Source organism: Pseudomonas medicaginis, from assembly GCF_965119365.1.
GTDB lineage: Bacteria > Pseudomonadota > Gammaproteobacteria > Pseudomonadales > Pseudomonadaceae > Aquipseudomonas.
Window position 1 is genome coordinate 1,850,007 of sequence record NZ_OZ221631.1, and the last position, 15,957, is coordinate 1,865,963.

Genomic DNA, 15,957 nt, shown 5'->3' on the forward strand with positions numbered 1-15,957 from the left:
CATGAGTTATCTCATTCAGCAAACGCAGACGTTACTTTCTTGGCATTCATCGGTTCGTGATCTGCGAGCAAAAATCGCTATCGCCCGCCGCATTGATCGCGCCGCAGCAGGAAAACCTGTCGGTGATGGTGTTTCGGAGATTTGAGCATGAGCCAACACCTGACGACATTTGACATGGCTGCATTACTCGATAGCGACGAAGCAATCAGTGAATACCTTTCCCAGGTGTTGGCTGATGGTGATAGCGAGGAGTTTCTCCGAGCGATCGGTTATGTAGCCAAGGCCCGAGGCATGGCGCAAATTGCTAAAGACTCCGGCATGGGGCGAGAAAGCTTGTACAAGGCATTCGCCCCCGGATCAAAACCGAGATTCGATACCGTACTCAAGGTCATTCATGCGCTAGGTATTGATCTTCATGCGCAGCCTGGGCATGCGGTTAATCATTCACCTGTCTGAAGAGTGGATTGGACAGCGGAGGCTGGGAACAGGCCACGATTGTGAGTCCATCTGTAATCAGCCTGTCTAATCGTGGTCTGTCCCCGCTTTCCCCGTTTTTTCGTTACATGAGGACTGGTTATTGCTCTAAAACTGTTTGGGTATCCAACGTGGACGAAAATCCAGTATCGACCGAACCTAACAAGTAGTAGCGTTAAGCCTCTATTGGCCCATTCGGGAAAATGGCTACGGAGCTAGGAAATGGAATTTATAGAGCGCTTGAACGCAATGTCGGCGAAGGTGAATCAGTTAGCATCAACAATCCAAACTGAGGAAGCAACTAAGACTGCTTTTGTAATGCCATTCATTCACACAGTGCTTGGCTATGACGTTTTCGACCCATCCGAAGTCGTGCCCGAATATATATGTGATGTTGGTACAAAAAAAGGCGAAAAAATTGACTATGCGATCCTGAAAAATGGCCAAATTCAGATTCTTATTGAGACTAAAAAAATTGGCGAATCGCTGAATATAAATCATGCGAGCCAGTTATTCAGATATTTCCATGTCACTACTGCAAGAATATCAATCTTAACAAACGGCAGATTCTACAGATTTTTCACCGATTTAGATGCTCCAAACAAAATGGATGAAAAGCCATTTTTGGAAATAGACCTTTTAGATGTCGACGAACACGTGATACCTGAGCTGCAAAAACTCACAAAATCCGCATTTGACGTTGAGTCAATCATTAATGCGGCAGGTGAACTAAAGTACGTAGGACAGATAAAAAGGGAAATGGCCTCCCAGTTTACCCAGCCCGATGATGATTTTGTGCGCTTCTTTGCTTCTCGAATCTATGAAGGTGTGATCACTCAAAAAGTAAGAGAGCAGTTCGCGCTTCTTACCAAAAAAGCTGCATCTCAGTTCCTAAACGATCAAATTAATGATCGCCTGAAGTCCGCAATCAGCGGTGTTCCGCTACCGACTCCAGCTGAACGGGTTGTATCCGAGAGCCAGCCTGAAACAAACGATGCGCCTGAGGATCGAGTCCTTACTACGATGGAGGAACTGGAGGGTTTCCATATCATAAAAGCGATAGTGCGCACAGTAATCGATTCGAAGCGAATCGCACACAGAGACACTCAGAGCTACTTTGGGATTTTATTGGACGATAACAATCGAAAGCCAATCGCCAGACTCCACTTCAATAGAACCCAAAAATATTTAGGTATTTTTGACAAAGACAAAAATGAAACTCGACATCCTATTGATTCGCTCGATCAAATTTATGAGTTTTCGGAGTCCTTAAAAGAGACGATTGCCTTTTATCACGGGCAGTCTTGAATTAATAAACTCCAGTCTTTTTCAAACCCAAGGACGGGAATATACGATTTACCGACGACTATTCGGAGATCAAACACATAACCGTGGTAGGTCCCCGTTCTCCAAGAATGGCAGAGATTTTTACGGCTGGCATCCAGTCTACTTTTCAATAGGAAGCTTGCCAGTGATTACAAATTTATCGAACACTTTCTGACCATCACGTGCAGCTTGTCGAACGTGAAGAAATGTCAGCTCTTCGTGAGTGACTTTTCTGCGCGCTTTTTCGACTTTTTTTGTGGTAGCTATCGGAGCCTCCAAGGTGTGTGTATTTATGCTGATTGGTTATGTGACTAATCGATTCCGGGTAACCCGGAGGGTTTCGGTGTCATCGAACCATGCTCGTTTCGACGAAATGAGCTCCTAGGGTCAACGCCAATCAGTTAAGCAGCAAAGCTTGCTCGCGATTGAGGTAAGCCGGCTGACAACGATATTGGCGACTCTACCGCTATCGCGAGCAAGCTTTGCTCCCACAGACATTACGTCTAACTGACAAGTATTATCCCTAGACAGGTTCCGCATCCAAGCGTCGGGCGATGACATCGAGCACGTCGCAACCATCCCTCAAGGAGATGCAGCACAATTGTGCAAAGTCCTGGAGGACCACTGAGTCGCTCGGAATGTCCCCTCGCATTGCGAGGTTCTCTAAAAGCTGGGTGACCGCGCGAATTCTATAGCCCGCCGTGTCGAGCAGGATGTGCAAAGGCGCAGAGGTATCGACGAAGAGGGGTTGATCGTCGGCATTGCTGGTAAGAGCCATGTATCTATTCATTTCAAACTCCATTTGATCGAGGGCTTTCTTACCATTTGTCATTGAGTCGCCAAACCCAAGCCGCTCTTACGAACGACGCTTGGACTATAGGGCCTCGCTGGAGAAATCATCAATCAGATGAGGAGTCAGAAAAGTCCCTAAATTATGTGGGCGGGAAATGTCAGAAAATTCCCCGCAGCAATTGCCTCCCCCCGCCTTTTTTATCCCGCCCAACCCCCTCCGCGACCTGCATAACCCCGGTGTCTGCCAGACCCAAAGCGTTGTAACAATTAGACTAATGGTCTATAGCTCAAGACAAGGCTGCCGATAGGCAGGTATTCCCCCCGTGTAAGGAGTGACACCATGCTGCGGTTTTTTGCCGATCTGGGCTTTCGCTGGAAAATCACCCTCCCGATCGCTTTCCTGGCTGTGTTGCTGGTGCTGATGGGGTGGACGGGCATGCGCGGCATCGGTCAGGTGACTGACTCCAGCACGCAATTGACCAAGCGTTATCTGCCGGCCATCAGCTTGTTGCTCAATGCCGACCGCGATCTCTACCAAGCTTTTGTCGCCGAGCGCAGCCTGCTGGATGGTCATGCCAAGGAACATCTGCAAGCCCTGAGCGCGAGTCATGGCGAGAATGCGAAGCAGGCTTATGACCGCGTTCAGAAATATGCCGCGATGCAGCCCGGTGCCGAGGCGCAGGCGTTGGTCAGTCAGTTCAATGACAGCTTCGGGAAATGGATGCAGGTTTCGCGGCGCGTCCTCGAGCAGTCTGTAGGTGATCCGCAGGGCGCCAGTGCCCTGAGCTTTGGTGACAGCGAGCGCCTGTTCGAAACCATGCGGGATTCCATCGACAAGCTGGGTGAACTGGAAGATGCGGCGTCGCATCGCGAAGGCGACGCAGCGATTGAAAACGGCGAGGCCGTCGGCGTGCAACAGGGTGGGATTCTGTTGATCGGCCTGCTCAGCTGCATCCTCGTGCTTGTCGTCCTGCCACTGGTGGTGCTGAACCCTATGCGTCGACTGCTGCACCGCGTTGAGCAGATTGCCGAAGGCGGTGGCGATTTGAAAGGGCGTCTCGAGGTACGCTCGGCCGATGAATTGGGCCAACTCGGCAGTGCTTTCAACCGTTTTCTCGACAAGTTGCAGCCATTGATCGCCGAGGTTGGGCGGGTGACCGGGGAGGTCGATTCCGCAGCGCGTGCCATGGCCGATATGGCCGCGACGAATGACCGGTTGATCAGCAGCGAACATGCGGCGCTCGATCAGGTTAGTACCGCTGCTACCCAGATGAGCGCAGCGGTTCATGAAGTGGCGCATAACGCGGCGAACGCCTCGGGTGCCGCGCAACAGGCGAGCAGTCAGTCTCGTGACGGTGCCGAGGTGGTCAGCAGCACCATCGAGTCGATCCGCCAGTTGGCCCAGGAAGTGGAGAGCGCTTCGGGCACGATCGAGGCATTGGCCCAGGAAACGTCCAGTATTGGCGCCGTGCTCGAGGTGATCCGTGGCATTGCTGAACAGACCAACCTGTTGGCGCTGAACGCTGCCATCGAAGCCGCGCGGGCCGGTGAGCAGGGTCGTGGTTTTGCCGTGGTGGCCGATGAAGTGAGGGCGCTTGCGGCGCGCACACAGGATTCGACCAAGGACATTCAGGTTCGCATAGAGCGGTTGCAGAGCGGTGTCGCCAAGGCTGTACAAGCCATGCACGTGGGCAGCGGCAAGGCCCGGGACAGCGTCGAGCGCGCCGCGGGTGTCGACCAGGTACTCAGCGGTACTGGCGGTTCGATCCAGCGGATCAACGACATGGCCGCGCAAATTGCCAGTGCATGTGAGGAACAGAGCAGCGTCACCGAAGAAATCGCCCGCAATATTTCTGACATCCGTGATCTGTCCAACGAGGCGGCATCCAACTCTGCCCAGAGCATGCAGGCCAGCCAACAGCTTTCCAGCCTGTCGAGAAACCTGGCAGAACTGACCGGCCGCTTCCGCACCTGAAACAGGGGGGGCCGTGTCAACTGACGACCAGCTCCGCGCGCTGCATCAGGACGGTTTCGTCCTGATGCCCGGCGTGTTGGATGCCCGACAGATCGCCGACCTGCGCCATGCCATCGACCAGTTGAAGCCCCAGCATTGGGACTACAGCGGTGTCATCGATCATTACAAATGTGTGTTCAATCGCGATCCATTCTGGCTGCCGTTCCTGGATGTGGCGGGGGTGATCGAGCTGGCCGAGGCGGCCCTGGGCGATGATTGCCATGTCATCGGCCAAACGGCCTGGCGCTGCCATCCCGGTTTTACCGGGGCACCGTTGCACCTGGATTATCTGGCGATGCAATTGCCGCCAGGGCTGTTGGCCGACCCTGGCTTTGAACTGCCAATGCAGGTTTTTACCGCGCAGTTTTACCTGGATGACATCGACGCCGACTTGAGCCCGACCCAGGTCATTCCGGGCAGCCACAAAGCCGGCCGGGCACCCGTGAAGGGCGAAATGCAGTGGCAAGGGCGCCCCGCGCAGCCCGTGCTGTGCCGGGCGGGCGATGTGCTGATACTGCGCAGTGAGTTATGGCACGCCGGTAGCGATAACCGGACCGCCGACCGCACGCGTTACCTGCTTCAGGTGCACTATGGTCGGCGGATGGTCGCGCAGAAGTTCTCACCTTATTTGCATTGGCAGTTCAACCCTGTGGTCTTGGTCGCCGCGACACCTCGTCAGCGGCGGTTGTTGGGCGATCACCAGGAAGCTGAATACGATTGAGCCTGGCTCAGTCAGATCCACACATCGTTGACCGCCGTTCGCTCGTTGGTTTCTTCGCCGGTATTGATGACGCCGCGCGGTTCGATCAACAGCAGTTTCACTTCCTGTGCGGCGCTGGGCTTATGCTCGACACCTTTTTTGACCACGTACATCTCGCCTGGGCCGATGGTCACCGCGCCGTCGCGAAAATCGATACGCAACTCGCCCTCCAGCACAATGAACGTTTCATCCGTATCGGCGTGGACATGCCAGATGAAGTCGCCTTCGAGCCGGGCGATCTTGAATTGGTAGTCGTTCATCTCGGCCACGACTTTCGGCGTCCACTGTTCCTGGAACAGGGCGTATTTCTGGGCGAAGTTGATGGGGGCGTAATGGGTCATCGAGGCATCTCCTTGGTGAGTAGTGCGTCCTACTTTATGGTTCGAGCCCGCGTGCGTATTGGATGATCGTGCAGCTTTTTGCGGCGCGCAGCCCATGCCTTAGCGCAGCATGTTCAACCAGCGTGCCGGTGAAATACCGAAAGCCTGGGTATGCAGCCGGGTCATGTGGCTCTGATCGAAAAAACCACAGGCCAGGGCCGCTTCGCTCAATGGTGTACCGTGGAAGGCCAGGTTTCGGGCTTCGCTCAAGCGGCGCTGGGTGATGTAGCGATAAGGGCTGGTGCCGTACAGCGCCCGGAAATCCCGGGACAGGCTCCATCGGTCCCTGCCGCTTGCCTGCACCAGATCGTCCAGGGTAATCACCTGGTCGAGGGCATCGTGGATGAACAGGCGGGCACGTTCCGCCGCCGGGTAGTCGATCAACCGCCGTCCTCGCCTGTTGCCCGCCGCGATATCGAGTGCCTGGGCCACATCGTAGATGGCGTCCTCTTCCTCCAGCGGGTCGAGGGGGTGGTCCAGGCTGTTCAATAATCGACGGGTCGCGATGTTGAGACGAGGGTCGTCGGACAGTCCACCTTCGATGAAGGGCAAGGGTTTGCCCCCCAGCACCTGCTGGATCAACGAGGGTTCTATATAGAACATCCGGTAGCGAAAACCCTCGCTCGTCCCGGCTTCGCCATCGTGCACCTCGTCCGGGTGCAGGACGATGGTGCCGCCGGGCTGGCTATGACGTTGGCTGTGGCGATAGTTGAAACTCTGGACGCCGGAAAGCGTGATTCCGATGGCGTAAGTGTCATGGCGATGGGTGGTGTAGCCATGGCCGCTGAAATAAGCCTCGATGCGTTCCATTTTCCTCGATTCAGGCGCTCGCACAAGCCAGTCGCGGTTGTGGATGGATCGAGTCATTGCACCGGCCTCCTGCTTGTTGTCCGTATACCCTACCTGCCTGACAACTTCCGTCATAGCAAAACACCGACCTGTGGCGAGGGGGCAAGCTCCCTCGCCACAGTGATCCAGGCAAGCCGTTGAAGAGGCTGGGCCAGCAAGCGACCTGTTTCGTCGCCCGGGGAATGGGTCAATATCACGCGACGTTGTTCAGATCTCTTTTACGGGTGTCTCGTCATGGACGTTCTTGATCAACCTGACGGCGTGAAGGCAGTCGCTCTTGTTCACATAGGATTCGCCACTGGCGATCGTTTCGTGGTTGCCGGCCCTCAAGCGCCAGCGCCATTGGCCTTTTCCGCTGCTCGGGGTGCCTCGGGTCTGTCGATAGATCTCAAAGTACATCGGTTCGCTCCCTGCGATTGATTCACTCAAGACATGCATTGAGCATGTGGCTGCAAGCCTAGCCAAGCAGGAGGGTTTGGCGATGGGAAATTCGTTTCCATTGGTTATCGAATGTTGTCGGCGTGCTCCTGGATCAGTCATTCGACCCTATGTTGGAAAAAAGTCATGTTGCGAGCAGATGACTGCCATAAGTTCAGGTTTGATCCTTGCGTTGCCCTGTCCGGTCCTGCTTAATACATTTCGACGCCAAGGGCCGGAAGCCCGATGGGACTGAAAACACTATAAGAAAAAGAGCCATCAAGTGACTGAATATCCAGGAGCGGATCTGCAAGGTCGTCTAGCGCTTTCGCTTGTCATTCCGGTTTACAACGAAGTCCAGTCCATCGATCTGTTCATCGCCAGGATCAACCAGGTCTTTGCCAATGAATCGCTGGTGAACCTGGAGTTGGTGTTCGTCAATGACGGCAGCGTCGACGACACCTTGGTGCTGCTGCTGGATAGGCAGCAGACCGATCCGCGTATCCGGATCGTCGACCTGAGCCGCAATTTCGGCAAGGAGGCGGCTTTGAGTGCCGGCCTGCAAGCCGCCCGTGGCCAGGCGGTGGTGCCGATCGATGTCGATTTGCAGGACCCGCCCGAAGTGATTCTGGAAATGATTGCCCACTGGCGAACCGGCGCCGAGGTGGTGCTGGGGCATCGGATCAATCGAGACTCCGACTCCTGGGCCAAACAGGTTTCCGCCAATGGCTTCTACCGGCTGCACAACAAAATTGCCGACCACAAGCTGCCGGAAAACGTCGGTGATTTCCGCTTGATGGATCGCTGCGTGGTCGATGCCCTGCAAACCCTGCCCGAATCCCGACGCTTCATGAAAGGGCTGTTCGCCTGGGTCGGGTTTCGAACCACCTACGTGGATTACGTCAGGCCTGGGCGTGCGGCCGGTGAAAGCAAGTTCAATGGCTGGCGCCTGTGGAATTTTGCCCTCGAAGGCATTACCAGTTTCAGTACCGAACCGTTGCGTATCTGGACCTACCTGGGGCTCTGCGTTTCCCTGGTGTCCTTCGCCTTCGCCCTATTCATCGTGTTACGGACCCTGATTTCCGGGGTCGATCTGCCGGGTTATGCCTCGCTGATGGTCGCGGTCACGTTCCTGGGCGGTTTGCAACTGATCGGCATCGGCGTGCTGGGTGAATACCTGGGCCGTACCTATATCGAATCCAAGCGCCGACCGGTTTTCCTGGTGCGGCGCATCTATGACGCCAAGGACTGATCATGGACCTCAAGGAAACCGACATCCTCGGTCCCGATATCGAGCGGCATTGGTACTACCGATCGAAAGCGCGGGCCATGCTCCACATGCTCAAGGGCACCTCGGCCAATACGCTGCTGGACGTGGGGGCCGGGTCGGGCTTTTTCTCCCATCACCTGCTGACCCATACCGCAACGACCCAGGCCTGGTGCGTGGACATCAGCTATCCAGTCGACTCCGACGCCAGCACTGCCGGTAAACCGGTCCGCTACCGACGCGCCATCGATTCGTTGGATGCCGATCTGGTGTTGCTGATGGATGTGCTGGAGCACGTTGACGATGATGTGGGGCTGCTCAAGGCCTACGTCGACAAAGTGCCGTCCGGCAGCCGCTTCCTGATCACCGTGCCGGCGTTCCAGTTTCTCTGGAGCGGGCATGACGATTTTCTCGAGCACAAGCGCCGCTATACCCTCAAACAGTTGGAAACCGTCGTGGCGCAGGCCGGTTTGCAGGTCCAGCAAGGTGCGTATTACTTCGGCCTGGTGTTTCCCATTGCTGCCGGCCTGCGGCTGTTGCAACGCCAAGCCGCCGGGGCACCGGCCAAGTCCCAGCTTGCGCGTCATCATCCGCTGGTCAATGGCGTGTTGAGGACGCTGTGCAGCCTGGAGCGTCCGTTCATGGGGGCCAATCGCATGGCCGGCCTGACGGTGTTCTGCCTGGCGCAGAAGCCGTGACCTGGACGCACTCGCCATTGCTGCGACGTGCCTTGCGCTTTGCCCTGACTGGCCTGCTCGTCACCGCGGTCCACGTGGTGGCGGCGCTGCTGTTCATGCACCTGATCCTGGCGAACCCGCCGCTGGCCAATGGTTTCGCCTTCCTGGTCGCGACCGTGGTGTCGTACCTGATCAACACCCTCTGGAGTTTTTCCAGCCGGTTGCACGGCCGGACCCTCGGCCGTTTCCTGGTGGTCTCTGCCGTCGGTTTCTGGCTGGCGATGCTCGTGGCCTGGGTGGCCCAGAGCGTCGGTCTGGGTTACCTGGCGGGCATCGCGGCCGTCGCGCTGGTCATCCCGGTGTTTACCTTCATCTTGCATAATTTCTGGACGTATCGATGACCGTTCGCGGCAAGCCATACCCGCTTTCCCTGTTGCCCGTACTGCTGGGTGCGCTGGCGTTTCTGCTGGTGATCGGTCCCAGGGTCCTGGACCCGACGAACATCGCCTGGCTGGGGGAGGGTGATGCGGCGACCCACTACATGGGCTGGGCGTTTTTCCGCAGTTCGCCTTGGACCTTTCCGTTGGGCATGAACCCGTCCTATGGCTTGGAGTTGGGCAACGGCATCATTTTTTCCGACTCCAACCCGCTGCTGGCCTTTCTGTTCAAACCCTTCAATGCCTGGCTTCCCGAGACGTTCCAGTATTTTGGCCTGTGGTTGCTGGCCTGTTTCATCCTGCAAGCCTGGTTTGCCTGGAAATTGGTCGGCCTATTGACGCCGTCCGTGTGGATCCGGCTGTTGGGGACCGGCCTGTTTGTGTTTTCGCCGCCGATGTTTCTGCGCATGGGCGGGCACTTGTCGCTGTCCGGGCATTTCCTGATCCTGGCGGCCCTGTACCTGGCGTTGCGGCCCGGGCTGGAAAAGCGCCGGCTGGCCTGGGGCGGATTGCTGGCCGCGACAGCACTGGTGCATGCCTATCTGCTGGCCATGGTGGCGTTGATCTGGCTGGCCGATCTTGCCAGCCGTACCGTCAAGGCCCGGCTATCCCGGCGCAATGCCCTGGTCGAGCTGTGCGGCTTGTTCCTGCTCGTCGCGTTCTGCTGCTGGCAGGCGGGTTACTTCAGCGTGGGCGGTGGGACCGTGGCGGGCGGTTATGGGTTGTATCGCCTGAACCTCATGTCGCCGATCAACCCCAGTGGCTGGTCGTACCTGCTGCGGGACATGCCCCAGGGGGCGGGCGATTACGAGGGCTTCAACTACCTGGGCTTGGGTGTCCTGATGCTGGCGATCTGCGCTGGCGTGGCCTTGCTGCAAGGCAATACCGGTCTGTGCAGGGCGGTGCGCCACAGAAGGCTGTTGTTGTGGGCGTTGATCGGATTGACGCTCTTTTCACTGACCAACACCCTCGGTGTCGGCATGTTGAATGTGCACTACTGGCTTCCCGACAGCCTTGAAAAACTGGCGAACGTGTTCCGCGCGGCCGGTCGGATGTTCTGGCCGGTGTTCTACGCCATTGTGTTTGCCGTGGTCTTCCTGGTGGTCCGGGGCAACAGGCCACGGGCCGCGGTGTGCCTGCTGGCCATTGCCTTGGTGGTACAGGTCCTGGATACCCACGCGGGTTGGGCCGGCCTGCGCAAGAGCCGGATGGTGCCAGCCGCATCGAGTTGGCCCACGTCGCTGAACGATCCGTTCTGGGCCAGCGCGGCCGCTCATTATTCGAAGGTCCGGACGTTGTTGCCACAGAACCAGCCGGACAACTGGCTGCTGACCAGCCAGTACGCCCTGAACCATGGCCTGGGGACCGACGGCGTGTATCTGGGACGCATGGGCACTCGGGAGATCGAACAGGCCCGACGGCACGCCGAGCAGATGCTTGTCCGTGGTGAGTATGCAGCGGATTCGCTGTACATCCTCGACCCTGGCGCCGCGCTCCAGGCGGCGAAGAGCGTCAATCGCCAGACTGACCTGTTGACCCGTATCGATGGCCTCGTGGTGCTGGCGCCGGGTTGGAAATCATGTGCCCGATGCCCACCGTTTGCCAATGAGACGCTGGACCTGCAGGTGAAGATCGGCGAGCGCCAGGTGTTCAGCCGAATCAACCCGATGTTGGCCAGTGGCTGGGGACGCGTAGAGGATTGGGGCACGTGGTCGGAAGGGGCCGAGGCTGAGATCGTCTTGCGCGTACCGCCAGAAGCGCGAGCCCTCTCGATCGACGCGGCGGCGTTCGTGCAACCCCAGCACACCCGCCAGCGAGTGGACGTTTCGATCAACGGTGTGATGGCACTGTCGACGCAGTTCACCCGCCTGCAGGACAACACCCTTGAACTGCCCCTGACACCGGCCATTCGTGAAGCGATGGGCGCGGATGAGCCGTTGCGCGTGCATTTCCATTTACCCGATGCCATCAGCCCCAAAGCGCTGGGGCTGGGAGGTGATGAACGAGTCATGGCGCTGGGGCTTAAATCGTTAATGGTCAAGTAGTTTTTAAGGGGGCTTTCCGGACATGCCTCTTGTTCCCAGGCGCCACAAAAGCAAGGGACCTCCTCCAATCCTTTGAATGGAGGGTATTACGCAGGCGCCCGGACTTTTTGCGCATAGACGCGCAGCCCCTGGCGTTTCTACACTGCATCCCATCAAGGAATCGGGGGGGCAGTGGATGAACCGCAACGAATTGCGCAAGGCCGACATCAATCTGATGGTGGTTTTCGAAACGCTGATGCTTGAGCGCAACGTGACCCGGGTGGCGGAAAAACTGTTCCTGGGCCAGCCGACCATCAGCTCGGCCCTCAATCGTTTGCGCAAGATGTTCAACGATCCGCTGTTCATTCGCGTCGGCCACCGCATGGAGCCGACGGCCCGGGCCGAGGAAATCATCCAGCACCTCTCGCCAGCGCTCGATTCGCTGTCGGTGGCGTTAAGCCTGACCCACGATTTCGATCCCGCCAACAGCACCATGACGTTTCGCATCGGCCTGTCGGACGATGTCGAGTTCGGCCTGTTGCCCCCGCTGTTGAGCAGCCTGCGGCATGAGGCGCCGCAAATCGTGTTTGTGGTCCAGCATGTCGATTACTGGCGCATCCCCGATTTGCTGGCATCGGGCGACATCACCGTGGGCATCAGCCAGACGCGGGGCCTGCCGGCCAACGCCAAGCGCAAGCTGTTGCGACACATCCAGCCTCGCGTGTTGCGCGCCGATGCATCGGACACGCCGCTGACCCTGGACGAGTACTGCTCGCGGCCCCATGTGCTGGTGTCCCATACCGCCAATGTCGCCGGGTTCGCTGACGAATGGCTGGCCGAGATCGGGCGCAAGCGCCAGGTCGTACTGTCGGTGCCGCAATACAGCGCATTGCCGGCGTTGCTGGCCGGCACCGATCTGATCGCCAGTCTGCCGGACTATACCGCCGCCGCCATGGCCGCTTCGGGGCAACTGTTCAATGAACCCTTCCCCTTCAAGACCCCGACCCTGGATTTGTCCATGGTCTGGCTGAGCCATGTCGACAGTGACCCGGCCGAGCGCTGGCTGCGGTCGCGACTTGAGGCCTTCATGGGCGAACGGGTGCCCGCGGCACAGGCCTGACAGCGGCCTGCCGTGAAACAAAACCTGCCTGAATGAATAAAGTCGAGGTAAGGTTGTGGCGGCTGAAACCACCTCGCCATCTTTTCGAATCGGAGTCGAACACATGCCTCACCTGCACATGGAATACACCGCCAACCTGCCCGAGTTGAAGGCCGAGGTCGCCCTGCTGCGCCTGAACAATGCCTTGGTGGCCTCCGGCCAATTTTCCGCCGAGCACGACATCAAGAGCCGGGCCGTGAAGCTCGAGACTTTTCGAGTGGGCACAGGGATGGGCGAGCGGGGTTTCGTGCACGTGAAGCTGGCGTTGCTCAGCGGACGCTCGCCGCAGATCAAGAAACAGTTGGCCGATAGCCTGCTGGCGGTGGTCCAGGACCTGGGCCCATGGCCGGCCGAGGTCAGCGTGCAACTGTGCGTGGAGATCCTCGACATCGACCGAGAACCGTATGCCAAGGCCCTGATCGGTCAATGACGATCAGGCGTCGCGTGGGCGCAGGCCTTGATGATCTGTTCGCGTAGCCAGGCGTTGGCACTGTCCTGATCGAGGGCCGGGTGCCACTGCATGAACAAGGTAAATCCCGGCAGGCCCTTGGGCGCTTCGTGGTGATTGAATATCGCCTCGTTTGCCAGCAATTTCTGAATGCGGCGGGGCAGTGTCAGGATGAAGTCGGTGCCGGTGATCATCTTCAGTGCGGCACTGTAGCTGTTGGCGCGAGCGGTGATTTGCCGTTGATGGGCCTGCTGCGACAGCCAGCCCTCCACCCTGTTGGTCGCTGACCCCCAGGGTGTCGGAAACACATGTCGGCGTTGCACGAAAGATTGAAGACTCAACGGCGCTTCCAGTGGCGTCGCCCGCTTATCCACGACGCAGACCAGATCGTCCTCCAGCAACTGCCGGGACTTGAAATCGGCATGGTTGCGGTGCAAGTGCGGGCCGAAGCAGATCACCAGGTCCAGGCTGCCGTCGCGCAACTCCTCGGCGGGAATGTCGGCTTCGAGCTTGTGCACATTCACCACCACCGGCAGGTTGGCGTAATCGAAGCCTTGCAGCAGTTGCGGCAGGATCAGGTGTTCGAAATATTCCGGTGCGCAGATGTTGAAGGTAATGGCTTGCCGGGTCGGATCAAAGATTGGCGGGCCGGCGTGGCACAAATTGATGCTTTGCAAAATGGTGCGCACGTGATCGTACATGCCCTCGGCCTTGTCGGTGGGGCGCATGCCGGTGCGGGTGTTGATAAACAGTTCGTCTTCGAAGCAGGTGCGCAGTTTCTTGAGGCAATAACTGACGGTTGACTGGCTGACACACAATGCCTCGGACACGCCGGTGACACTGCTTTGCTCGTACACAGCGCTAAACACCATGAGGTCCTGCATGTCGAGCTTTCTGAGGGCGTTACTGTTCAGCATCCGTTCTGTCTCTCGCTGTGCTCCTTGCGCGGATCTTGCGCAAACCAGGCTGATGATCCTAACGGAACGATGGTGCCAAGAGAATGCCAGCCAGGCGCTTTCATGGTCGGGAACGGGACAGATACTGTAGGGAACACGACGTGCCGATCAACGACTGATCCGTTTGCCTATGTTTAGTTTGCGTCGATCCAAGCTCCATCAAATCCAGGTTTACCCGCCTGGAGTGCCGTGGGACGCTTGCGCGATGTGTTTCCTGTGATGTGCTCATGGACGGTTCGCCCCTGGCATTCCAATACCCTTCATCCATCGCCGTCGATCCGGTCGGCCGCTTCACGCCTGCGGTGACCCCAGCCCTCAGCGCACTGCCTTCCGAGCTGGCCTTTTGGGCGCTCTGGCATTGCCGTCATGCGCGCCCTCCAGATATCCGTATTTGCTGTTGATCATTCATCGTGTTCGCTCGATGGCGAGCACAGACTGACGGTGCCTAGTCGCCCGTCCGACATGTAAATACGAGCCTTCTCATGAGCCTTGCCAAGACTTTTTTTGCCCCCGTGCAACACGCCCAGGCGTTCCTTGCGCAGAACCCCGATATCGAGCTGTTCGAGTTGTTCATTCTCGATAACAACGGCGTGCCCCGGGGCAAGTGGTTGCATCGGGACGAGCTGCTGGCGGTCTACGAAAGTGGCCGGCCGCTGCCCAGTACGATTCTCGGGCTGACCCTCAACGGCGATGATGTGGAAAACTCCGGGCTGGTATGGGACGTCGGTGACATCGATTGCCGCGCCTATCCCCTCATCGGTAGCTTGCAACGCATGCCGTGGCGGTTGATCCCCACGGCCGCGGTGCAGGTCAGCATGCATCCCCAGGAAGGTATGCCAGCAACCATCGCCGATCCGCGTTATCTGCTCAGCCAGGTCATCGAGGCCCTGCAGGCTGATGGTTATTACCCGGTGATGGCGGCGGAACTGGAGTTTTACCTGCTGGACGCCCAACGCGATAGCCAAGGTCGGCCGCAGCCGGCGCGAGATGCCGACGGTGGTCGACCGCGGGCCACCCAGGTCTATGGTTTGCGTGAGCTGGAGCAGATCGAGCCGTTCCTGGCCGACCTGTACGCCGCGTGCAAGTTGCAAGGCATTCCGGCGCGGACCGCGATTTCCGAATACGCACCGGGGCAAGTGGAGATCACCCTCGAACACCGCAGCGATGCCTTGCAAGCCATGGATGAAGCGGTGCGCTACAAACGACTGGTCAAGGGCGTGGCCCACAAACACGGCATGCAGGCGTGTTTCATGGCCAAGCCGTTCGAGCACCTGGCGGGCTCCGGCCTGCACATGCATGTCAGCCTGGCGGATCGCGATGGTCACAACCTGTTTGCCAGTGAAGCCGGCGACGGCACGTCGCTGCTGCGCCATGCCGTGGGCGGGATGCTCGCCACCTTGCTCGATTCGCTGTTGATGTTTTGCCCGAACGCCAACTCCTACAGGCGCTTCCAGAGCAACAGCTATGCGCCGCTGGCGGCCACCTGGGGTGTGGACAACCGCACCGTGAGCCTGAGGGTACCGGGCGGCCCGGCGTTCTCGCGACACATCGAGCATCGTATCTGCGGTGCCGATGCCAACCCTTACCTGGCTGCGGCGGCGATATTGGCCGGCATCCATCGGGGCATACGTGAACAGTGCGATCCCGGGAAACCTGTGGAGGGCAACGGCTATGCCCAGGCGACCGAACGGCTGCCCACCGACTGGCTCACCACCCTGCGTGCCCTCGAGGCGTCGGCCTGGGCGCGGCAAGCGTTTGGCGAGGCGTTCCTGGGTGTTTATCTGGCGGTCAAGCGCGCTGAATACCGTCAGTTCATGGGGGAAGTCGGGGAGCAGGATTGGCGCTGGTATCTGCATCAGGCTTAAGAGCAGCTTCAAGTTTCAAGCGGATTTGCTGGGTCGAGTTGCCGCTTAAATAATTATTTAATAGCAACTTTTTCACGAAAAATTGATGGTGGGCTACCTAAAGTTTGTGCTG

Annotated in this window: 17 protein-coding genes and 1 pseudogene; 13 read left to right on the top strand and 5 right to left on the bottom strand. The window is 58.2% G+C overall.

Translation table 11 applies throughout. The features are described 5' to 3' along the window. Position 1 precedes the first annotated feature (1 nt). The 3 genes from ACMTA2_RS08250 (at position 2) to ACMTA2_RS08260 (ending at position 1,782) form a co-directional block, all read left to right on the top strand. Positions 2 to 145: a hypothetical protein gene (locus ACMTA2_RS08250; RefSeq protein ID WP_413794457.1), complete on the top strand. Its 144-nt coding sequence runs from the start codon at positions 2 to 4 to the stop codon at positions 143 to 145. Between the two features lie 2 nt (positions 146 to 147). After that, entirely contained in the window at positions 148 to 456 is a 309-nt protein-coding gene (locus tag ACMTA2_RS08255) for an addiction module antidote protein (RefSeq protein ID WP_158455315.1), read from the top strand. Positions 457 to 696: 240 nt separating this feature from the next. Next, positions 697 to 1,782 carry a type I restriction endonuclease gene (locus ACMTA2_RS08260; protein WP_413794458.1) on the top strand — a complete coding sequence of 362 codons (1,086 nt, stop codon included), beginning with the start codon at positions 697 to 699 and terminating at the stop codon, positions 1,780 to 1,782. Positions 1,783 to 2,323: 541 nt separating this feature from the next. Here the strand turns inward: ACMTA2_RS08260 and ACMTA2_RS08265 are convergent. Next, on the bottom strand, positions 2,324 to 2,590 hold the full coding sequence (locus tag ACMTA2_RS08265; RefSeq protein WP_253478440.1) for a short-chain dehydrogenase: 267 nt from the start codon (positions 2,588 to 2,590) through the stop codon (positions 2,324 to 2,326). 342 nt (positions 2,591 to 2,932) lie between these two features. Between ACMTA2_RS08265 and ACMTA2_RS08270 the strand changes: the two are divergent. From ACMTA2_RS08270 to ACMTA2_RS08280, 3 genes and pseudogenes are all read left to right on the top strand, one after another. Beyond that, positions 2,933 to 3,709 (top strand): annotated as a pseudogene (locus ACMTA2_RS08270) (MCP four helix bundle domain-containing protein); the annotation flags it as partial. Between the two features lie 78 nt (positions 3,710 to 3,787). Next, entirely contained in the window at positions 3,788 to 4,567 is a 780-nt protein-coding gene (locus tag ACMTA2_RS08275; protein ID WP_413795610.1) for a methyl-accepting chemotaxis protein, read from the top strand. A gap of 13 nt (positions 4,568 to 4,580) precedes the next feature. Beyond that, positions 4,581 to 5,327 (top strand): phytanoyl-CoA dioxygenase family protein, encoded by a 747-nt coding sequence (locus ACMTA2_RS08280; RefSeq protein WP_413794459.1) that lies wholly within the window; start codon positions 4,581 to 4,583, stop codon positions 5,325 to 5,327. Between the two features lie 11 nt (positions 5,328 to 5,338). Here the strand turns inward: ACMTA2_RS08280 and ACMTA2_RS08285 are convergent, their stop codons facing one another. From ACMTA2_RS08285 to ACMTA2_RS08295, 3 genes are all read right to left on the bottom strand, one after another. Further along, on the bottom strand, positions 5,339 to 5,707 hold the full coding sequence (locus ACMTA2_RS08285) for a cupin domain-containing protein (protein ID WP_413794460.1): 369 nt from the start codon (positions 5,705 to 5,707) through the stop codon (positions 5,339 to 5,341). Positions 5,708 to 5,806: 99 nt separating this feature from the next. Then, positions 5,807 to 6,613: an AraC family transcriptional regulator gene (locus tag ACMTA2_RS08290; RefSeq protein ID WP_413794461.1), complete on the bottom strand. Its 807-nt coding sequence runs from the start codon at positions 6,611 to 6,613 to the stop codon at positions 5,807 to 5,809. A 189-nt stretch (positions 6,614 to 6,802) separates the two neighbouring features. Beyond that, complete coding sequence (locus ACMTA2_RS08295) at positions 6,803 to 6,994, bottom strand: YegP family protein (RefSeq protein WP_092332679.1); 192 nt, start codon at positions 6,992 to 6,994, stop codon at positions 6,803 to 6,805. Between the two features lie 301 nt (positions 6,995 to 7,295). Here ACMTA2_RS08295 and ACMTA2_RS08300 point away from each other — a divergent pair, with 301 nt between their 5' ends. The 6 genes from ACMTA2_RS08300 (at position 7,296) to ACMTA2_RS08325 (ending at position 13,006) form a co-directional block, all read left to right on the top strand. Next, positions 7,296 to 8,264 (top strand): glycosyltransferase family 2 protein, encoded by a 969-nt coding sequence (locus ACMTA2_RS08300; RefSeq protein WP_413794462.1) that lies wholly within the window; start codon positions 7,296 to 7,298, stop codon positions 8,262 to 8,264. A gap of 2 nt (positions 8,265 to 8,266) precedes the next feature. Next, the gene (locus ACMTA2_RS08305) at positions 8,267 to 8,977 is read left to right on the top strand and encodes a class I SAM-dependent methyltransferase (RefSeq protein ID WP_413794463.1); all 711 of its coding nucleotides are present in this window, start codon (positions 8,267 to 8,269) and stop codon (positions 8,975 to 8,977) included. Next, a complete protein-coding gene (locus tag ACMTA2_RS08310) occupies positions 8,974 to 9,357 on the top strand; it encodes a GtrA family protein (protein ID WP_413794464.1) in 384 nt (127 codons plus the stop codon). The genes ACMTA2_RS08305 and ACMTA2_RS08310 overlap by 4 nt, the downstream gene beginning before the upstream one ends. Beyond that, positions 9,354 to 11,438, top strand: a complete 2,085-nt coding sequence (locus ACMTA2_RS08315) for a DUF6311 domain-containing protein (RefSeq protein ID WP_413794465.1) — start codon at positions 9,354 to 9,356, stop codon at positions 11,436 to 11,438. The genes ACMTA2_RS08310 and ACMTA2_RS08315 overlap by 4 nt, the downstream gene beginning before the upstream one ends. 175 nt (positions 11,439 to 11,613) lie before the next feature. Further along, positions 11,614 to 12,537, top strand: a complete 924-nt coding sequence (locus ACMTA2_RS08320) for a LysR substrate-binding domain-containing protein (RefSeq protein ID WP_413794466.1) — start codon at positions 11,614 to 11,616, stop codon at positions 12,535 to 12,537. Positions 12,538 to 12,640: 103 nt separating this feature from the next. Continuing rightward, positions 12,641 to 13,006 (top strand): 5-carboxymethyl-2-hydroxymuconate Delta-isomerase, encoded by a 366-nt coding sequence (locus tag ACMTA2_RS08325; RefSeq protein WP_413794467.1) that lies wholly within the window; start codon positions 12,641 to 12,643, stop codon positions 13,004 to 13,006. On the opposite strand, the gene ACMTA2_RS08330 is transcribed toward ACMTA2_RS08325, so the two are convergent. Further along, positions 13,000 to 13,941, bottom strand: coding sequence for a LysR family transcriptional regulator (locus ACMTA2_RS08330; RefSeq protein WP_413794468.1), 942 nt, complete (start codon positions 13,939 to 13,941; stop codon positions 13,000 to 13,002). The genes ACMTA2_RS08325 and ACMTA2_RS08330 overlap by 7 nt on opposite strands. Before the next feature lie 521 nt (positions 13,942 to 14,462). Between ACMTA2_RS08330 and ACMTA2_RS08335 the strand changes: the two genes are divergently transcribed. Beyond that, entirely contained in the window at positions 14,463 to 15,845 is a 1,383-nt protein-coding gene (locus ACMTA2_RS08335; RefSeq protein WP_413794469.1) for a glutamine synthetase family protein, read from the top strand. The last annotated feature ends 112 nt before the right edge of the window (positions 15,846 to 15,957 follow it).